Origin of the sequence: Bacillus sp. A01H (genome assembly GCF_045277205.1) — a bacterium.
Taxonomy (GTDB): domain Bacteria; phylum Bacillota; class Bacilli; order Bacillales; family Bacillaceae_G; genus Bacillus_A; species Bacillus_A paranthracis.
Window position 1 is genome coordinate 4,859,033 of the sequence record NZ_CP117702.1, and the last position, 19,096, is coordinate 4,878,128.

Below are 19,096 nucleotides of genomic sequence, written 5' to 3' on the forward strand. Positions count from 1 at the left end.
GCACTTAAATATGAGTGCACCTTTTAACATTATTTAACACAAATATTATTATGCTAATCTAAAGTTTCCGTATTTACATTTTTTCTTTTTATCTCATAATTTTAATTTGGGGAAAGGGAGGAAAGAAATGGTTCAAATCAAAGTAACAACTGAAATGCTAGAAGAAGTTGCTAATTGTGCAAATAATACCAGCATCGCATGAGAAACTATACATAATAATTTATGTAATGAAATAGATCATTTGTGTTTTCAATGGATTGGTGCCTCTAACCAACAGTTCATTCAAATGTTCAATGATGCAAGACCAAAAGCTTTTACATCTATCAATTCGATTATAAAAGTGGAAGAGAATTTGAAAAGAATTGCCGAAAAAATTCCGTACCGCAGATGCTTCATATGATGGAAATCTTGAAGAAGGAGCAATGTGTGGTAAGTTAAATAGTGAGAAAAATGATGGATTTTTACGTGACAAGGTTTGGCATGGTCTCAAGGAAACTTATGAGGATCTTAGTAAAGTAAAAAATTCCGATGAGTCTTTATATGATAAATTTAAACATGGTATCGATGCAGCGTATAAAGATGTGAATAAAATAAAAGACACTATTCACGAGAATATGATGGGGGAGAGATAATTCGCGTTACTAGGCCACCAAATCCTGCAGGATTATATGTTGCAGAGCTAAAGGTTGATGGTATTGTAAAACAAGCTAAATCTTCATTTTTCCCTAAGGATTGGAATAGAGTCCAGGTAGTTGATTCTATTAAAGAAGCATATACCAATCGTGTTCAAATCGCTCCAAATAAATACGTAGGGCAAACTTCTTCTGGATTTAAGGTTGAGATGATTATTGAAAATGGAGAAATTACCACTGCTTATCCAAAATATACGAGAAGATAGTGAGGTTGTATTAATGAATTATTCACATGAATTTTGGCGTGACCCATTTGGTGGACTAAGAATTCGTTTACCAAAAGAAATTGCTATTGTATCTGACTTTATAGAAAATCTAGATGAAGATGAAGCGGATGAATACATAGAAGTTTTAGACCATGTCGTAGAAGGAAAGTACCCTAGTTATGAACTAGAATACAATGCTGCTGCTGTATTTATTGAACCTAAATATACAAGCGCGATTAATTATTACATTAGCCCACCAAATAATCAATGTAAATTAGAAACTTCAGAATTCAGGAGATTACTTTTGCTTTGGAGAAATAAAGTGATGACAGAAGGCCGAGATATTGAAGTAGATTAAAAAGACTGCCTGTAATGAAGTGCACCCCAATTGTTAGACACATAATTAACAATTGGAGGTGCATTTTTTATGGCTAAATTTTCTTCAAAAGATAAAATACAAGCAGTAAATGGAACAATTTAAGCAAGAACTAGAAACTTATATTTATTACTACAATCACAAAGGAATTAAAGCAAAACTAAAAGGATTGCCCCCTGTGCAATACAGAGTTCAATCCTTAGTAGCTAGCTGCTTAATATATTTGTCTAACTTTTTGGGTTCAATTCAAATTCGAAAAGCTTTTTTCTATTTATGAGCAATTTGCTCCATATCCGGACTACAAGTATTCGACTGACATGACTTATTTAAAGAACATGCCGCGCATTTTCCTTTTTTACTTCTCTTTACAAAATTAACTAACGTGTATGCTGCATAACCAAAAATGATAGCTCCAATTATAATATTGACCATCATCACAATACATCTCCTTCTAGAATCCGAGTAGGGATCCAACTTGGTATATAATGAGCGTTAATACATAAGCAACTACGAGTGGATACACGACTGAGAAAATCGTCCATTTCGCTGATCCTGTTTCACGTTTAATAACAGCTACCGTCGCTAAACACGGAACATATAATAAAATAAAGAACATAAATGCATAAGCTGATAATGCTGTATAATGTGCTCCCATTACATTTCCAAGCACATCTTCTTTCACCGCATAAATAATGGCCATTGTAGAAACGACCACTTCCTTCGCTAAAAATCCTGTTAAAAGGGAAGCTGCAGCTTGCCACGTTCCAAAGCCAAGTGGTGCAAATAGTGGTGCGATAAATCCACCAATCATTGCTAAGAAACTGTCTCCCATATCAACACCAAATCCTGATGGCCCTGCATAATTTAATAGCCAAATGACAACAGAACCACCAAAGATAAATGTACCTGCTTTACGAACAAATCCTTTCCCTTTCTCCCACGTACTTAGCCATAACGTTTTCGCTTGCGGCACGCGGTAAGGCGGTAGTTCAATAACGAAAATAGATTTTTCCGCTTTTAAAATGGTAAGAGACATAATTTTTGTAACTAATAACGCAAGGACAATCCCTGCAACATATAGGGAGAACACAACAGTTGCCTGACCATGAGGGAAGAATACTCCCGCAAATAACGCATATACAGGTAAACGTGCCGAACAAGACATAAATGGTGTTACAAGAACTGTAAGTAAACGTTCTTTTTCTTGTTCAATCGTTCTCGCTGCCATAATACCTGGAACATTACATCCAAAACCGATAATCATCGGAATAAACGCTTTTCCGTTTAAACCGAAGAACTCCATAATTCTATCCATAACAACTGCAATTCGCGCCATATATCCTGAGTCTTCTAATAATGAAATGAAAAAGAATAGTGCAAAGATTTGTGGAACGAATACTAATACGGCACCAACACCAGCAATAATACCTTCCGTAACGAGTGCTTGAATAAAATCAGAAGCTCCAACACTTGTAAGCCCAGCTATCACCCAATCCTTAAGCTGTCCAGCAAAAAACTCATCTAACATATCAGATAACGGTGTCCCAATCCACGTAAACGTAACCTGAAAAATAAAAAACATAACTGCTAAAAAGATTGGAAGTCCTAAAATTTTATGTGTAATTAATCTATCAATTTTTTCTGAAAAAGGAATTTCTCCTTCTTTCTCATGCTTCATAACATTTGTTTTTAACTTTTCAATATACGCTTCACGAGTTTTGTAAATGTGCTCTTCCAACGTACAATCAAGTTTTTCTTCTAAGCGAGATCGAATGGCTATGAGTTCCTTATAGATTGGTAATGCTTTCATTTCTTTTTCTACTACTTCGTTATTACTTAAAAATTGAAGAGCTAACCATCTCGGATGCTCATAATTCGCTTTCTCTAAAAGAGAAATTACTTCTCCAATTCCTTCATCCATTCGTACACCATATGAAATAATGAATGGCTTTTTCTCGTTTTTATCATTTTCTTTAAGAGTCGCAAGTAATTCTTCACAGCCTTTTCCACTTCTTGCAACGACAGGAACGACTGTTACACCTAATAGTTCTGATAATCGTTTTACATCAATGACAATTCCTCTTTGCTTCGCCACATCAATCATATTTAAACCAATTGAGACCGGCTTACCAAATTCAAGTAATTGCAACGTTAAATGCATATTTCGTTCGAACTGCGAAGAATCCACAATATTTAACATATGCTGAAATTCTTCTGTTAATAGAAAGTTTGTTACAACACCTTCATCACGCGAAACTGGATTTAAATCATACACACCTGGTAAATCAATTAATGTTCCTTGCTTATCTTTTAATTTACCAACCTTCTTTTCTACTGTTACACCGCTCCAGTTTCCTACGTATTCATAAGAACCAGTAAGCGCATTAAATAATGATGTCTTTCCTGTATTCGGATTCCCTAGCAAAGCTACCTTATTCACGCTAATTCCACCTTTATCATTTTCGCGTCACAATGACGAATGCTAATTAACTGTCCACGACACTCCAATGTACAAGGACCTTTGAACATCGCTTTCTGCTTCATACGAAGTTCGCTTCCTTCAGAAAGACCAAAAGCAGCCAGTCTTCTCTTTAATAATTGATCTAACGACTGAACGCTTTTTACTAACACTTTCTCACCAATTTTAATATCTACTAAGCTCATAACCTTCCCCCTCAGAAGAGAATGATAATTATTTTCAAAAAAATTATAGCACACTCTATTTCTCTTGTACTATACCCTTTTGCTTCATATTTATTAACATTTCGCTACAATTCTATTTCAATTATTGTCATACTGTATTCGTTTGCCATTCTCATCCATTTCGCTTACAATAAACAGTAGCAAATAAAGAATCTCGTTATCACAGGGGGAGCCATGCCGCTGAGAGGGAACACTTCGTTCCGACCCTTCGAACCTGTTAGTTAATGCTAACGCAGGGATTGTGCAAACGTCCGAAATACATACCTCTTTTTATTTACGTATTTCGTATCCTCCTATGATATCTATTCTTTTTTGTACAACTTGGATTTAGGGGGAGACAACATGCGTAACACCAATTTACAAGCGATGATCGAATCTGCTATTCTTGCAGCCTTCGCCATGGTCATCGACATTTTACCATTATCAATCAAACTTCCAACAGGCGGTTCCATTTCATTTGCTATGATTCCTATTTTTATTATCGCTTATCGCTGGGGCTTTAAATCAGCTTTCTTAGGTGGTTTAGTTTGGGGACTATTACAAATTGTCGTGGGAGATGCTTACATTTTAACACCTGTTCAAGCATTCATTGAGTACTTCATTGCCTTTGCTTTTATCGGATTTGCTGGCTTATTCTATCGTCCAATTCAAAAAGCACTTTTAACTTCTAATGAAAATAACTTAGAACAATCCAGTTTAGGTAGCCGTAAAGACAAACCTTCATCAAAACAAAATGAAGGAAAGAAAGTTCTTGCTTATATTATCCTTGCTACATTTATCGGTAGCTTTGCCCGCTACTTCTGTCACTTTATTGCCGGTATCATTTTCTGGGGACAATATGCGCCAAAAGGTCAATCAGCTGTGCTTTATTCATTAATCGTAAATGGTAGTACAATGATTGGGTCTTATATTTTGTGTACCGTTTTACTTATATTTTTATTCCTTACTTCACCACGCTTATTCAAGAGCATCAATGCTTATCAAATAAATGCAAACAAAAAGGGCGCTTAATAAGCGCTCTTTTTTTCATATCGTAATATCAATTAAAAATACAATAAATGCGCAAAGAAAAATAAATACTACCATACCTAGTAAATTGCTATTCACGGCTAATCTACTCCTTACATAACCTCATTTTCTAACCAGATTATATCGTTTAAAAATAAAGATTAAGTAAAGATAATATGAAAATAAATTAAAAAAGCGTAGATTATATTGTCTACGCTTTTTTCTGTAAATAAAAATAAAATAACACACCATCTTCTGTATTCTTTACTCCATATTCAGCATCATGCAGTTCTAAAATATTCTTTGAAATGGCAAGCCCAAGACCTGTTCCACCTTGCGAACGCTGACGAGCTGCATCCACGCGATAAAAACGATCCCAAATTTTATCTAATTGTTCTTCTTCTATGTGAGTACCTTTATTTTCAATACATACTTTTATACGATCCTTCTCATCTATTGTAGAAATAATAATATCTTCTTTATTTGGTGTATAACGTATCGCATTCGTAATGAAATTTACGATGACTTGTTCAATCCGGCCTTGATTTGCGACTACTTCAAATGGACCTATATGTTTATGAACACGAAGTTCTTTTTTCTCTATTTCTACAGAAAGGTGTTCACATATATCTTCAATTACTGTATCAATATAAAATGAATCCTTTTTCATTTTATATGTGCCTGACTCAAACTTAGCTAACTCCAGCATATCCAAAATTAAAGTATCCATTTTGTCTACTTCCCGTTCCATCGCTTGAAAATAGTACTCTTTTTTATGCTCAGCTACTCCATCTTTTAAAATAGAAATACAGCTTTTCATAATACTCAGCGGTGTTTTTAGTTCATGCGAAACACCAGAAATGAATTCTTTCCGCGTCTTTTCTAACTTTCTTTCCTTTTCAATATCTTGTTCTAGCTGTCCAATATGTGAATTGAGTTTATTCGATAGCACATTAATATTTTTCGATAAATCACCAATTTCATCTTTTGAAGTAATTGGTATTTGTTCTGTGAAATCTAAATGCGCTATTTTCTTCGTTGTATCATTTATTTTTAATAACGGCTTTGCGATTTGCTTAGAGTAATAGAATGAAGCTAGAAAAATAAGAACAACTACAAATGCAATGATGTAAATGTAGTAATCTTGCACCATTTGTACAGCTTCATCTACAGGCTGTAAAGAAGCCATCGCATATATATATGTGACGGATCCGTCTTTTTCTTTTATTGGTTTGATTAATAATTTATATTTAATATCATTTTTTTCATAGTCCATTGTTTGTGTAGTAGATTGTATGGGCTTGCTCTCTTTCAATAATAAATCCGTTTGAAATTCTTTTATGTTATCTAAAAAGATGCTATTTTTATAAATTGGATTTATAGGACCTGTTACATCCGGAAGCTGAACTTTCGTAACACGCCCTCTTATGTGAATATCTGGTTCTTGGGCAGCTTGCTCCTGAACTGCCGGCTTCTTTTCCTTACCAAATTGTTCCTCAGCTGCTTTCTTTTTCTCCTGATCTAATTTACTCATTTTCTCATTAAATGCTTTTTCTAACGGTTTATTAAATCCATTCAAATTTTGCTTACCTAGCGAAAAAGAGAATGGAATAAAACTTTCTTCTTTTTTCACTCCAGAAAAATAAATTTCTTGTCCTAAAAATGGATCTGATGATTTATTATCAATCTCTTCTATATTGACGAGATTGTATAAGGGAATTTTGAATATTTGTTGTCCAAAGCTCTTTTGTTGCCTACGATCTATCGTTACCTCAAAATAAAAATCATCCGCATGTTTTAAATTCCCATTTTGATCTAATGTCGTAATCCACGTATTATTTTCTCTTAAAAAGTCTTGCTCTAGCTTCTGAATTCCTTCTGCACTTCCTGCATAGTTCAAATAATTCTTTTCGAAGGAATTTAAATTCACTTTAATGTCTTCTACTTTTCGATTCGCGTAATATTGTTTAAAAAATATCGTTTGTCCAATAAAAATCGTCGCTAAAATTAACATACATAATGCTGTTGTGAGGGTAAATAATTTTAGTACAACCCCTTTTCTCATACATTCCCCTCAAATTTATAACCTGTTCGTACTACAGTTGTAATGTACTTTGCTTTCTCTCCTAATTTATTTCGCAAATTACGAATATGACTATTAACCGTTCGATCGTCACCAGCAAATTCATATCCCCAAATTTTTGAAATGAGTTGCTCTCGTGTTAAAACAATCCCCTGATTTTTCATCAAGTACGCTAATATTTCAAATTCTGTATGAGTTAAATTAATGTCTGTTTTATCTACCGTAACAGTACGCGATGGAAAATGGACATGAATACCATGAATTGATAATGTATCATCTTCATTCTCTAAAAGTCGCTTCGTCACTTTTCTACTTTCTAATAACCTTTTCGCTCTTGCTAATAAAATTGGCGGACTATACGGCTTCGTCACATAGTCATCTGCTCCAAGTTCAAAGCCAAGTAACGTATCATCTTCATCAACACGTGCCGTCAGCATAATGATAGGAACCTCGGATGTTTTACGGATTCTTCGGCAAACGGACCACCCATCAAGTTCCGGCAACATAATATCAAGAATAACTAAATCAACCTCTTCTTCCTCAAATACAACTAAAGCTTCTTTCCCGTCCCTTGCTTCAAACACTACATATTGCTCACTTAAAAAATAATCTTTTAATATTTCACGCAAAATATCTTCATCTTCTACAATTAAAATGTTTTTTGCCATAACTTATATCCCCCTCTCGCTTTCAGAAACTATAATTTCATTTTGAATAACTAGCAGTTAACTTCGCCTCGATAATATATCTATCCGGTGCATCCCCTATATAATTAAATGGATAGCAAGTCGTCAGTGTTAATATCGGTTCTTCTTTTTTTATAATAACAGTACGATCATCCGCATGGGTAATCCACTTCTTTTGAATTTCATATGTGTACGTTTTATTATCATACTCTAAAACAAGAGTATCTTTTTCTTTTAACTCTCCTAAATCTGTAAAGACCGTATCCCGGTGCCCACTTAGTACAGTATGGCCCCCTCCAGATGGCGTTGTCGTTACATCACTAACGAACATTCCAACCCCTTTTTTCAGCGTTGCATCATCCGCTCCCCAATATACAGAAAACTTCTTCTTTATTTTCGGTATATGTAACATCGCTACCTTTTCTCCTTCTTTATGCTCTGTTTGAGAAGAAGGGACTTGAGAAGTTACGGGGGTTTCATGTGAAAGTTGATTATGTTGTATATTGTTAAGGCTCTTTATTTCTTCCTTCGTTAGTTGCCCGGCAGAGCTTTTTCCTTTATACCATTCCACAGCATAATATGATCCCATAAATAGTCCTATAGCCATCAATATGATACCGATATAATTGAGTAACTTCATTCTTCATTCCTCCATGCCAAAAATGGTAGGAATAACCTACCATTTTTAATATATGAAATTATTCCATTCTTTATAGGAGAATATTTTATTTACGCCTTAACTTTATTGCGACGATTCAAACCAAATAATGTCCCTAGCCCTACAAGGCATGCGCTTAGTGCCATCATTGCTACATTATTAGAAGCTGTGTTTGGTAATTTTTCACCTTGTACAACTGGCTTTGCTACTTCTTTTTTAGTTGCAGTATTTTTTTGTTGCACTTGTGCTGCCTCTTTTTTTGCTTTATCATTTTTCAACTGTTCTTGTGCTATTCTCTTTTTCTCCTCTTCGCCTTTTTGCTGTTCTTGTGCTATTCTCTTTTTCTCTTCCTCACCTTTTTGCTGTATCTTAATCGCTTCTTCTTTTTTAGCCTTATCTTGTTGTACTTGCGCTGCATCTTCCTTTGTTACTGTTCCAGTATCGGCACTTGCTACTGAAGAATATCCTACTGCTAAAAGTGCCATTGCACAGATTGGTAATAGTTTCTTTTTCATTGTATTTCTCTCCTTTTATACGTTTTACATCACTTCGCATCGGATGTATCACTAGAATAAACAAGAGATATAAATATAAGATGCAGATAAAATATATTTCATTTAAAGATTTCATTGTAAAAAAGGTTATCCGAAATCATCTTCGGATAACCTTTTAAAATTAATCTACACTTAAGGCCTTCTTGCCCATTTGATTATAAATACTTGCAAACCGGCTCTTACTCACTTTTACATTTTTCGTTCCATAGAAAGGATCATTATAGTATACGTAATTATCATCCACTCCTGTTAAAACAACCGCATGCGTATTCATTCTTGCAGAAATTGTCTTTCCACCTGGTGTTTTCCACGTTGTAATTGGTCTTGGATTATTTAAAGCGACAGTCACCCACGTTACTACTGGTTTTCCATTTCTCACATAGTCTTCTAAAACAGAAAGATCATTTCCAGTTAAATTCGTTCCTCTTGCATATTTATCTAACAAACGTTTTAGTGGTTCGGGATTAATAGAATATCCTGGCGTATTTCCTGTCACATCACCTACAAACCCTACATCTGGATCTCCCCAAATTTGTGATGATGTTTTATAGTTCTTTAATTTCGTTTGATCAAAAGGCATTTCAAAAGCAAATGCTACTTTATTTAACGAGCGACCAATTTGATGTTCTACAAGCATTTGTAAAGAAACGACTTCACAGCCATTATGCAATTCTGGGAATTGATACAGTGACGGTACGTTCAATATAACTTGACTACGATTAATATTCCCTTCATTAACCCACTTTAACCCATTACTAGTTTGAATTTGAATCCAACCACCGTCTCTCTCACCATAAACCTCGACTGTCTGTGGTGCATACCTTCCTGATACACGAGATACAAAACTTGGACTATCATAAGCAAAGAACACTTTAGATAAATACTTCGCTTCTTTTTTCGTATCCAACCATTGATAGCCTGCATATGTACGTATACGAAGCCAAGTTCCTCTTTCCTCTACAACCGTTACTGCTTGAGGCCCATAATAATCTAGTATATTCGCAGACCTGAAAGGAGCATCATAAGTAGTAAAGTCTCTATCAATCTGAACTTTTTTGTCTATTAAGCAGACCCACTTATAGCCTAAGGCCGTATAAACTTTAATCCAATTTCCTTCTCTTTCTTCAATAACCGTTACACTTTGCGGAGCATACTCACCTGAAATCCCTGAAGATAAGGATGCCTCATTATATGTCAAAAAATTTTTATTCATATTCACTTTCTTTTCAACTAAACAAACCCACTTAAAACCAGTATCCGTATGAATTCTAATCCAGCCACCATCTCGCTCTTCATACACTGTTACTTCCCTAGGGCCATATTCCCTTGAAATTCCAGATGATAAAGATGGTCCATTATACGTAAAGAATTTTTTCGAAATGCTTATCTTCTTCATCTTCAATTCATTGTCTTTAGACTTATCTGTAACTGCGACGAGCTGTGCTGCCTCTGCACGTGTAATGGATCTATCTGGTTGCCAACGTCCTCCATCAACACCACTTGATATACCCATGCTTACTAAAATATTAATGAATTTCTCACCCCAATGATCTTTTACATCAGGAAATAATGTTGATAATTCTTCATGAACCTTTTTCTCTAGTTGATAGGCTTGTACTAACATCGTTGCCATAGCAGCTCTTGTCATTTGACCATTCGGATTAAATTTCCCATTTCCTTCTCCTTTAATGACTCCTGCCTTTTCCACAGCAGCAATATAAGGAGTTGCCCAATGATCTTGAGAGTCTGTAAAAGTTGGTTTCTCCCCCTCTTTAACTTCTAATTCTAAAATTTTCGCCATAATTGTTGCTGCTTCAGCTCTGCTTAATACTTTACTTGGTGAAAATGTTCCATCTGGCATCCCAGAAATAACTTTTTTATGAACTAAATAATAAACAGACTCTTGTGCCCATCCTGGAACGTCAGGAAATGATTGCGGCGCTACTTGCATTGTAATGGTAGCTTGTTTTAATTCTGTCTCTCTCTTTTCTTGTTCCTCTTTTTGTTTTAATTCAAGTTCTTGTTTTGCTTGTTCCTCTTTTTGTTTTAATTCAAGTTCTTGTTTTGCCTGCTCTTCTTTCTGTGTTAACTCAAGCTCTTGTTTCGTTTTCTGCTCCAATTCTAGCTGTTGCTTCTTCAATTCTTCCTGCTGTTTTCGTAATTCCTCTTGTTGCTTCTTTAGCTCTTCTTTCTTTTTTTGTTCTTCTAATTCTTCAAGTTTTTTTTCTTCTTGGCTATTATTTTCTTTTATTTCTAATGCATTCTTCTCTTCAAGTTCTTCTTGTTTTTTTAATTCAGCAGCTTTTTTCTCTTCATTATTATCCTTCACTTGTAACGGGTTCTTCCCTTCAAGTTCTGCTTGCTGCTTTTTCAACTCATCTAATTCCTGCTGTACTTCTTCCAGTTGTACTTTATGTTCACCATCTTGTTTCAGTAACTCGTCTTTTTTCTGTTTTAATTCATCTACCTTAACAAATAATTCTTTCTGCTGTTTTAAAATTTCTTCTCTTTTTTCTAATTCTATTTGTCGTTCTTTTACAGCTTCTAATTGTTGTTGCAGTTCGCTTTTCTCATTGCTCTGTATATAGGAAAAAGCTTCTATACTATTTCTCGTTTTATTTTCAATTTCCGCTAGCGAACTAGAAGGAAAGGTTAATAGATTTGTCGCTAACAAACTCGCTACTGCAATTACACTATATTTTTTCATCATACACGCACCTTTTCAAATTTCATTACGATCATACTTTCATACTAAATGTAAAATGTAAGATTCCTCCATAATCATAGCAAATTTTTCCTCAAACAAAATACTTTTTTACAAAAAAGAAAAAGAGCACTGTATGATACAATGCTCTTTTCGGGTGTGTGTCTCAATTATTTACATGTTACTTTCGCGTGATTTAGAAGTAGAACGGGCCGGAGCGATAACTAATTGTCTCGGCTCAGTTTTCTTTAAGTGATTTTTGACGTTACACTTACGACGTTGAACAACCCACGCTTTAATAGGGTTTGTCAAAATAATTTTTTGCGCTTCGTTAGGGGCCTCTTCTTCCAACCTACAACTTTCGCTCCATTTATTCCATTTCATTGTAAATTTAGAAGAAGAATGATCGTCTTCTCGATCAAACAAGTGCAAAAAATCCATCTCGCCAGCTAGCATTACGGTGTTGCTAGTTGCTAAAAAAGAAAAGGTCGTCCAACGTTTCTCCATGCCCTCCTACTCCTTTTTCACATATAGAGTGCCTAAAACTTAATTTACCTAAAATATGCTTGCCTTTTACCTTACACCCATAGTTTATCCAAAACACTACTATGCAACTATCGATTTCCCTTACAACTACCTTACATTTTTGTAAGAAACAAAAAAAACTTCACTATGCATATGTGAAGGTCTCTTATTTCTTATCTATATGATCTTTCATATCATCAAGTCCAGCTTCTTGTAGCTGCGACATCATACCATGAGAAATTGCGCCTAATACTAAAGTCATTCCAATTAGTGAAATCCGAATCGCTGGTACATCAATTATATAAGCCAACAATCCAAGAACAATTGTTAATAGTAATGCTTTTATAAATGTTACAGTTGTGTACTGTTTCTTCTTCATTATCATCACCCTTTATGGAAGCGTTTTCTTAATATAATTAGTATATCATATCATCAGACGATTTTGTTCGTATTTTGTAAAAAATTACTATCTCCTTTGACTTTTTCCTTTCTATCCTTTACAGTCGAAATGTTCACAAGTTTTACACTGTAGGAGGACTCCAATGAATATTGAAATAAAAGACACTTTAATTTCTGAAGAACAATTACAAGAAAAAGTAAAAGAACTAGCACTTCAAATCGAACGTGATTTTGAAGGAGAAGAAATTGTAGTAATCGCTGTATTAAAAGGATCTTTCGTATTTGCTGCTGATTTAATTCGTCACATTAAAAACGATGTAACAATCGACTTTATTTCTGCATCTAGCTACGGAAATCAAACAGAAACAACTGGCAAAGTAAAACTATTAAAAGATATCGATGTAAACATTACTGGCAAAAACGTAATTGTCGTAGAAGACATTATCGATTCTGGCTTAACACTTCACTTCTTAAAAGACCACTTCTTTATGCATAAACCAAAAGCGTTAAAATTCTGTACGCTACTTGATAAACCTGAGCGTCGTAAGGTGGACTTAAAAGCTGAATATGTTGGCTTCCAAATTCCAGACGAATTTATCGTTGGCTACGGCATCGACTGCGCAGAAAAATATCGTAACTTACCATTTATTGCTTCGGTTGTAACGGAATAATCATATAACTTAAAAAATCGATAGTACATGAAATTTATATCGGCGATTTTCAAAATATATCGACCGTATCTTAAATTATATCGGCGATTTTTCAAATATATCGACTGCAACTCAAATTATATCGGCGATTTTTTCAATATATCGACTTACCGACAATAACCGACAATCTTAGCACCCTATTAATAGGAAGAAGCTGTTCTGAAATACATCGGAACAGCTCCTTCTTTCCATTACAAAAAACAGGGAGAGATGAAAAATGACAAAGACAAAATTTGAAAAAGTACTCCTCATCGTAAATCCAAAAGCTGGACAAGGCGACTTACATACAAATTTAACGAAAATCGTACCACCTCTTGCCGCAGCTTTTCCTGACTTACATATCCTTCATACGAAAAAGCAAGGTGATGCAACGAAATATTGCCAAGAGTTTGCTAGTAAAGTAGATTTAATTATCGTCTTTGGTGGTGACGGCACTGTATTTGAATGCACAAACGGCTTAGCACCTCTTGAAACTAGACCTACACTTGCGATCATTCCAGGCGGAACTTGCAATGACTTCTCTCGCACACTAGGCGTTCCGCAAAACATTGCAGAAGCAGCAAAACTTATCACTAAGGAACACGTAAAACCAGTTGATGTTGCAAAAGCAAACGGACAACATTTCCTAAACTTCTGGGGCATTGGACTCGTATCTGAAGTATCAAACAATATTGATGCAGAGGAGAAAGCAAAGCTTGGTAAAATTGGTTACTACTTAAGCACAATCCGAACTGTAAAAAATGCTGAAACATTCCCGGTAAAAATTACGTACGACGGACAAGTATATGAAGACGAAGCTGTTCTTGTCATGGTTGGAAACGGTGAATATCTTGGCGGCATCCCATCCTTTATTCCGAACGTAAAATGCGACGACGGAACACTTGATATTTTCGTAGTCAAATCAACAGGTATTCAAGCATTTAAAGATTATATCGGAAAGAAACTATTTGAAGACTCAAACGAAAATGACATCTTCCACGTAAAAGCGAAATCCATTCATATCGAAACAGAAGAAGAAAAAGAAGTAGATACAGATGGAGAAAGTTCGCTTCATACACCTTGTCATATTGAATTGTTACAAGGGCACTTTACGATGATTTATAATCCTGCGGTTGTGTAATACAAAAAGACGAGCTAAAGTTTTAACATTTTAGCTCGTCTTTTTTATTACAAAGATATTTCAATATGAATTTTCGTAATCAAACTCCACCCAATTTTTCCAGTGCGTATTAGCATCCTTCTTCACAATAATACTTGGATCTTTCTTCTCTATTGCAGCGGCTACTGATTGGAAGAATTCATTTTCACTTACTTTTTCATCTTCAACATGTTTCCATTCTTCCGTTTCATACGCTACTTCCCAATTTCACTAGAGTATAACATAACCATACTTACCTCTGACATTATAATAATCCTACTTAAAAATAGCAGAATGGTCTATTTGCATCCTCTAGTTATTTTTAGATACAATTAAGAAAAGAAGCACCTTCATATAAGGGAGAGGACAACCTTTGTTCAACCAACAATTAGTGAATTTACGCATTGATTTTGCATTTAAACAATTGTTTGGTACGAATGGTAGTGAAGATATTCTCATTGCCTTTTTAAACGCGATGTTACAAGAGTCTTTAGAGTCACCTATTGCTTCTCTACAATTAGAAGATCCACATTTACACCGAGAACACGCAAATGATAAATTATCAATTCTAGATATTTCAGCAACATTAGACACAGGGACAAAAGTAAATGTAGAAATACAGCTTAATAATAATCACGATATGATGAAACGCAGTTTATATTATTGGGGAAAATTATACACATCCCAGTTACAAAAAGGGATGCCCTACAGTGCACTTCGTAAAACCATCACCATTAATTTATTGAACTTCATAATGTTTTTAGATCACAAAGAATTTCATACAAAGGGCACATTGTGGAATACACAACAACAGAAACTCTTGAGTGATGACATAGAAATTCACATTGTAGAAATTCCAAAGTTAACAGAACAGTGGCATGAAGAAAAAGTAAATCCGTGGAAAGACCCATTTGCTCGTTGGCTTTTATTGCTTTCAGCAAATGAGGATGAGCACTTAACTAAACTATTGGAGGATATTGCTATGAACCAAGACCCTATTTTACAAAAAGCAATAAACAAATGGGAACGTATGAGTCAAGATTCCTCTTTCCGACAAGCCTATGACGCAAGGGAGAAAGTTTTAATGGATGAAGCAGCAAAATTCGCCCACGCAGAGACAGAAGGTATGAAAAGAGGCATGGAAAAGGGTATGGAAAAAGGTATGGAAAAAGGTATGGAAAAAGGCTTAGAACAAGGTATAGAAAAAGGTCGAAAAGAAGGAGTTCAACAGGGAAAAATCCAAATGATTAAAAGTATGTATGATCTTGGTATACCACTTGAGACGATTGCTAAGGCAAGTAAATTAAGTGTACATGATGTTGAACGAATTTTAGAAAATAAATAATGATAAAAAGCGAAAGAGAACATAATTTTCACTATGCTCTCTTTCTCTCTTTTCTATTTACTAACGATCCCAAAATAAGCACGAACCGTCAACAAATAATAACCAATATAAATAACACTATACACGCCGATGCTAATTAACAACGGAACTGCAATTTCATACGGAAGTACTGTCGCTAATCCTGTTAATGCAAATAAAGTGTGTAATATGCCAACTACTAAAGGAATGAAGAAAATAAATCTCATTTGTTTTGCGATTGCCCTTTTCATTTCTTTTTTCGTGACACCTAGTTTTCGAAGAACGATGTAACGCTCACGATCTGCATGTGCTTCTGTTAATTGCTTGAAGTAAATGATAGACCCTGTTGCGAGTAAAAATACAAGTCCTAAGAACATACCACTAAACATCATTAAACCTGATACCTCAATACCATCACGGAAAATAGTATAGAAATCACTGAATTGTTCTTTACCTTCTGCATCTTCTTCCGGTATTACTTTCTTTAAATTCTCCGTTAATACTTTACTATTTCTTTCATCTTTCACATCAATATTTTTTACAGTATGAGAGCCAATTGTCTTCTTTGCTTGCTCATATACTTCGTCTGGAACAACAACTAGAAGTTCATATAAGTTTGTAATGTTTTTTGCTTGTACATCTTTCACTTGTACTGGTGCTACTTCTTCAATTTGGAATGTAGCTTTTCGATTTTTATATACCCCACTATCTCTCTTACCTTCACTGTACATACCATCAAATGCATACAATTCGTTCTTCTTTAAATCTAAAGTTTCTTCATTTAAATATTTTGCAATTTTATTAAATGATGATTGTGCGATAAGTTCTGTTGTTCTTGATTGTAATGAAGTTCCATCACCGTATTCTCCTACTACTTTTACTGTCTCTAATTCATATTGATGAATGACTTCATTCTTTCCTTCTTTTAAAATCCCACTCACCTTACGATCCAATTCTATATCTTTCTTTTCATATGAATAACTAACTGGGTGATATTTCTTCGCCTGCATATATGTGTTGTAATATATCGTAACAGACATTCCAACCGCTGTTAACGTTACTGCGCTTAATACAGCAATTGTCGCTAACGATTTTGCATTTCCTTTAATGCGGTATAGTAATTGAGATGTCGTCACCATTTTCATTCCATTATAAAATGAAGATTTTATATCTCGCGCTCTTTTTAATGCAAAAACAGTAAAGAACCTAAATAATAAATACGTTCCAAGTACTGTTGCTAATACAATATAAAGCGCAAGTGGCATAAAGTTATCGCTGCTTGCATTTTTAATAGCCGTTACTGAAAAGAAATAACCTGATCCAATTAATAATAAAGAAATGATAGCCATTATTTTAGAATCTTTTGGCATAACTTCGCCTTCGTTATCTGCACGAAATAGCTCGATTAACTTAAATTGATAAATAACGCGGTATCCTTTAAATGACGTATATAAAATAATGAAACAAAAAATAACTGCTGTATCTATAATAGCTCCAATTGGTACTTCAAAATGAACATTTACATGTAGCTCTAACATATTTACAAGTAGCTTTAGGAATCCTTTTGAAAGTAAGCTACCAATTACAATTCCGATTACTAACGATAATAAACCCATTAACATATTTTCATAAAAAAGCATTTTACCTATTTCTTTCTTTCGAATACCGAGTAAAGAATAAAGACCTATTTCCTTCTTACGCTTTCGTGTAAAGAAACCATTCGAATATATAATAAATACCGCAACGAAAATAATGAGCATAACACTCGCAAGCTGGAATCCTCGTCCGATGTTATCTCCAGCTTCACTTATTTGTGAATTGTATTGCAACGCCTTAAACGTAAAATAAATGACGATGCTAAAAATCATAGAGGCAAAGTATATAAAATAATCTTTAAAATTTCGTTTTATATTACGAAGTGCAATGCTAGATAAGCTCATTTGTCGCACCTCCAGATATGGAAGACATCATATCAATAATTTGCTGGAAGAACTGTTTTCGTGTCATCCCTTTACGATGTAATTCTTTATATAACTTTCCATCTTTAATAAATACAACACGTTTACAATAACTTGCCGCAAACGCATCATGCGTTACCATTAAAATCGTTACAAGATCTTTTTCATTTAATGTCTTCATACTTTCTAATAAATCCGTCGCTGACTTTGAATCAAGCGCACCAGTTGGCTCATCTCCAAAAATCATACTTGGACTTGTTACAATTGCCCTTGATGCTGCGCAGCGTTGTTTTTGTCCACCGGATACTTCATACGGATACTGATTTAAAATATGATCTATTCCAAACTTCTTCGCAATCTTCTCAACGCGAGATTCTACTTCTTTCGCCTTCACTTTTGACAAAGCAAGTGGCAATGCAATATTTTCTCGTACCGTTAACGTATCTAATAAGTTATAATCTTGAAAAATAAACCCTAAATGATTACGTCGGAATAACGCCAATTCATCATCATTCATCTTCACAATATTTTTTCCATCAATTAAAATCTCACCCTTCGAAACTGTATCAATAGTAGAAAGGACATTCAAAAGTGTCGTCTTACCAGAACCAGACGGTCCCATAATGCCAACAAATTCTCCCTCTTTCACCTGTAAATGAATATCCTTCAACGCTTCAAACGTATTACCGCCCGTATCATATATTTTCGAAATCCCTTTCGCTTCTAACATTGTTTTCATCTATTTGTACCTCCTGTTATAATTCGTGATGTTCTCTTTAAGCAACAGAATTCAGTATAGATACATTTTCTTAACAAATAGTGCTAGGGTTTCTTAATATTTTCTTAAAAAGAAATTCCATAATCAAAAAAGTCTGCAGTTGTTACACTGCAGACTTTCAAATGTTTAATAAATTGATTAAGCTAAATATGTTTGTTGTAACGCCTCTAAACCATCTTTATAAATGCCATGGAATAGATTAATTGCCTCTTCATCAGTAACCGCTACAGGAGTGAAGCTACCAGACCATTCAACTAATGATGTGTTAGCATCTTTACCTTCTTTAACACGGATTGTAGATAAATAATTCGTCACAGGGAATGGTGCTTGCATAATTGAATATGTGTAGTAACGTTCTTTCTCATTAAATGCTTCTAAGCGCTCTACGATTGCATCGCCATCAGGATTAGCTAAATGACGTACACGTCCACCTTCCGTTACTTTACTGCTAGGGATATATGGTAACCAATCTGGAAGTGCATCAAAACCTCCGATTAATTGCCATACTTGGGCAGGTGAAGCTGGAATTTCAATAGATGTAATAGTATTTGCCAT

20 protein-coding genes, 3 pseudogenes and 1 riboswitch are annotated in these 19,096 nt (G+C 34.7%); of the genes and pseudogenes, 9 read left to right on the top strand and 14 right to left on the bottom strand.

Annotated features, from left to right (window positions below):
* Positions 1-127: 127 nt before the first annotated feature.
* The 5 genes and pseudogenes from PSR14_RS25815 to PSR14_RS25835 all read left to right on the top strand — a co-directional run.
* A pseudogene (locus PSR14_RS25815) lies at positions 128-449 on the top strand (WXG100 family type VII secretion target); the annotation flags it as partial.
* Positions 423-632, top strand: coding sequence for a hypothetical protein (locus PSR14_RS25820; RefSeq protein ID WP_370648076.1), 210 nt, complete (start codon positions 423-425; stop codon positions 630-632). The pseudogene PSR14_RS25815 and the gene PSR14_RS25820, both read left to right, overlap by 27 nt.
* Positions 632-898 carry an EndoU domain-containing protein gene (locus tag PSR14_RS25825; protein WP_229131380.1) on the top strand — a complete coding sequence of 89 codons (267 nt, stop codon included), beginning with the start codon at positions 632-634 and terminating at the stop codon, positions 896-898. Before PSR14_RS25820 ends, PSR14_RS25825 begins: the two co-directional genes overlap by 1 nt.
* On the top strand, positions 855-1,256 hold the full coding sequence (locus PSR14_RS25830) for a hypothetical protein (RefSeq protein ID WP_000413492.1): 402 nt from the start codon (positions 855-857) through the stop codon (positions 1,254-1,256). Before PSR14_RS25825 ends, PSR14_RS25830 begins: the two co-directional genes overlap by 44 nt.
* A 109-nt stretch (positions 1,257-1,365) precedes the next feature.
* Positions 1,366-1,485: pseudogene (locus PSR14_RS25835) on the top strand (IS3 family transposase); the annotation flags it as partial.
* A 56-nt stretch (positions 1,486-1,541) separates the two neighbouring features.
* Here PSR14_RS25835 and PSR14_RS25840 read toward each other — a convergent pair.
* Genes PSR14_RS25840 through PSR14_RS25850 form a run of 3 tightly spaced genes read right to left on the bottom strand, consistent with a single transcriptional unit; the run spans position 1,542 to position 3,938 of the window.
* Entirely contained in the window at positions 1,542-1,709 is a 168-nt protein-coding gene (locus tag PSR14_RS25840; RefSeq protein ID WP_000989595.1) for a FeoB-associated Cys-rich membrane protein, read from the bottom strand.
* 16 nt (positions 1,710-1,725) lie between these two features.
* A complete protein-coding gene (gene feoB / locus PSR14_RS25845; protein WP_098487227.1) occupies positions 1,726-3,714 on the bottom strand; it encodes a ferrous iron transport protein B in 1,989 nt (662 codons plus the stop codon).
* The gene (locus tag PSR14_RS25850; protein ID WP_000060519.1) at positions 3,711-3,938 is read right to left on the bottom strand and encodes a FeoA family protein; all 228 of its coding nucleotides are present in this window, start codon (positions 3,936-3,938) and stop codon (positions 3,711-3,713) included. Before PSR14_RS25850 ends, feoB begins: the two co-directional genes overlap by 4 nt.
* 194 nt (positions 3,939-4,132) lie before the next feature.
* A riboswitch (TPP riboswitch) is annotated at positions 4,133-4,234 on the top strand.
* A gap of 85 nt (positions 4,235-4,319) precedes the next feature.
* Between PSR14_RS25850 and thiT the strand changes: the two genes are divergently transcribed.
* On the top strand, positions 4,320-4,988 hold the full coding sequence (gene thiT, locus PSR14_RS25855; protein ID WP_001246599.1) for an energy-coupled thiamine transporter ThiT: 669 nt from the start codon (positions 4,320-4,322) through the stop codon (positions 4,986-4,988).
* 208 nt (positions 4,989-5,196) lie between these two features.
* On the opposite strand, the gene PSR14_RS25860 is transcribed toward thiT, so the two are convergent.
* The 7 genes from PSR14_RS25860 to PSR14_RS25890 all read right to left on the bottom strand — a co-directional run bounded on the left by PSR14_RS25860 (position 5,197) and on the right by PSR14_RS25890 (position 12,577).
* Entirely contained in the window at positions 5,197-7,050 is a 1,854-nt protein-coding gene (locus tag PSR14_RS25860; RefSeq protein WP_001225473.1) for a cell wall metabolism sensor histidine kinase WalK, read from the bottom strand.
* On the bottom strand, positions 7,047-7,736 hold the full coding sequence (locus tag PSR14_RS25865; protein ID WP_001097107.1) for a response regulator transcription factor: 690 nt from the start codon (positions 7,734-7,736) through the stop codon (positions 7,047-7,049). The genes PSR14_RS25860 and PSR14_RS25865 overlap by 4 nt, the downstream gene beginning before the upstream one ends.
* A gap of 37 nt (positions 7,737-7,773) precedes the next feature.
* Entirely contained in the window at positions 7,774-8,394 is a 621-nt protein-coding gene (locus PSR14_RS25870) for a class D sortase (RefSeq protein ID WP_098487226.1), read from the bottom strand.
* 89 nt (positions 8,395-8,483) lie between these two features.
* Positions 8,484-8,927, bottom strand: coding sequence for an LPXTG cell wall anchor domain-containing protein (locus PSR14_RS25875; RefSeq protein ID WP_048557020.1), 444 nt, complete (start codon positions 8,925-8,927; stop codon positions 8,484-8,486).
* A gap of 160 nt (positions 8,928-9,087) precedes the next feature.
* Complete coding sequence (locus tag PSR14_RS25880) at positions 9,088-11,676, bottom strand: S-layer homology domain-containing protein (RefSeq protein WP_098487225.1); 2,589 nt, start codon at positions 11,674-11,676, stop codon at positions 9,088-9,090.
* Positions 11,677-11,844: 168 nt separating this feature from the next.
* Entirely contained in the window at positions 11,845-12,177 is a 333-nt protein-coding gene (locus PSR14_RS25885) for a hypothetical protein (protein ID WP_000415597.1), read from the bottom strand.
* 184 nt (positions 12,178-12,361) lie between these two features.
* Positions 12,362-12,577, bottom strand: coding sequence for a hypothetical protein (locus PSR14_RS25890; RefSeq protein WP_002156638.1), 216 nt, complete (start codon positions 12,575-12,577; stop codon positions 12,362-12,364).
* Positions 12,578-12,737: 160 nt separating this feature from the next.
* Here PSR14_RS25890 and hpt point away from each other — a divergent pair, with 160 nt between their 5' ends.
* Together hpt and PSR14_RS25900 are read left to right on the top strand one after the other, a co-directional pair.
* Positions 12,738-13,265: a hypoxanthine phosphoribosyltransferase gene (hpt, locus tag PSR14_RS25895; protein WP_001019304.1), complete on the top strand. Its 528-nt coding sequence runs from the start codon at positions 12,738-12,740 to the stop codon at positions 13,263-13,265.
* Positions 13,266-13,521: 256 nt separating this feature from the next.
* Positions 13,522-14,424, top strand: a complete 903-nt coding sequence (locus PSR14_RS25900) for a diacylglycerol kinase family protein (protein ID WP_000167905.1) — start codon at positions 13,522-13,524, stop codon at positions 14,422-14,424.
* Between the two features lie 60 nt (positions 14,425-14,484).
* Here PSR14_RS25900 and PSR14_RS25905 read toward each other — a convergent pair.
* Positions 14,485-14,670: pseudogene (locus PSR14_RS25905) on the bottom strand (DUF7003 family protein); the annotation flags it as partial.
* 145 nt (positions 14,671-14,815) lie between these two features.
* On the opposite strand from PSR14_RS25905, the gene PSR14_RS25910 reads away from it, so the two are divergent.
* Positions 14,816-15,787, top strand: a complete 972-nt coding sequence (locus tag PSR14_RS25910) for an Rpn family recombination-promoting nuclease/putative transposase (RefSeq protein WP_098487224.1) — start codon at positions 14,816-14,818, stop codon at positions 15,785-15,787.
* 53 nt (positions 15,788-15,840) lie between these two features.
* Here the strand turns inward: PSR14_RS25910 and PSR14_RS25915 are convergent, their stop codons facing one another.
* The 3 genes from PSR14_RS25915 to PSR14_RS25925 all read right to left on the bottom strand — a co-directional run bounded on the left by PSR14_RS25915 (position 15,841) and on the right by PSR14_RS25925 (position 19,096).
* On the bottom strand, positions 15,841-17,745 hold the full coding sequence (locus PSR14_RS25915; protein WP_098487223.1) for an ABC transporter permease: 1,905 nt from the start codon (positions 17,743-17,745) through the stop codon (positions 15,841-15,843).
* Positions 17,732-18,502, bottom strand: coding sequence for an ABC transporter ATP-binding protein (locus PSR14_RS25920; RefSeq protein WP_000855632.1), 771 nt, complete (start codon positions 18,500-18,502; stop codon positions 17,732-17,734). Before PSR14_RS25920 ends, PSR14_RS25915 begins: the two co-directional genes overlap by 14 nt.
* Before the next feature lie 177 nt (positions 18,503-18,679).
* Positions 18,680-19,096 (bottom strand): SRPBCC family protein, encoded by a 417-nt coding sequence (locus PSR14_RS25925; protein ID WP_000024113.1) that lies wholly within the window; start codon positions 19,094-19,096, stop codon positions 18,680-18,682.